This window comes from Yersinia sp. 2542 StPb PI, assembly GCF_048593855.1.
In the GTDB taxonomy this organism is placed as follows: Bacteria; Pseudomonadota; Gammaproteobacteria; order Enterobacterales; family Enterobacteriaceae; genus Yersinia; species Yersinia enterocolitica_E.
Genome location: NZ_JAZGQA010000522.1, coordinates 1 through 364, shown reverse-complemented (window position 1 = coordinate 364; position 364 = coordinate 1). Strand labels below are relative to the sequence as shown.

The following is a 364-nucleotide window of genomic DNA, read 5'->3' as shown; positions in this document are numbered from 1 at the left end:
CAGAATTATAAATCATGAAAATATAAACTGCCAGAAAGGCGGCTTATATTATCACTTTAGAAACTAAGTGGGCCAATAGCTAAATTTTTGATATGGCTATTTTAATTTCTTCCAACAACTGGTTAAGGTTAAACCCTAAAGTACTAGAGTAAATGGGATTCTCCCAGTCATCACGTCTAATAGACATAACTTTAAAATAACCACTCTCGTCAAAAGAAGGATACCAACCAACATCAACAATAGAGCCATTTAGATATTTTATCTGTAGTAGATCCTCATCAAGAAGGTCAATAACATCCGACAACCCATCATCTTTTTGAATAGAATGCAGATCATTATATATATATTCAGCATTACTTATATA

General features: G+C 32.1%; 1 protein-coding gene. It reads right to left on the bottom strand.

The features are described 5' to 3' along the window. Positions 1–79 precede the first annotated feature (79 nt). Positions 80–364: hypothetical protein (locus V1952_RS22595; RefSeq protein ID WP_420075642.1), on the bottom strand; the 285-nt coding region annotated here is incomplete at its 5' end.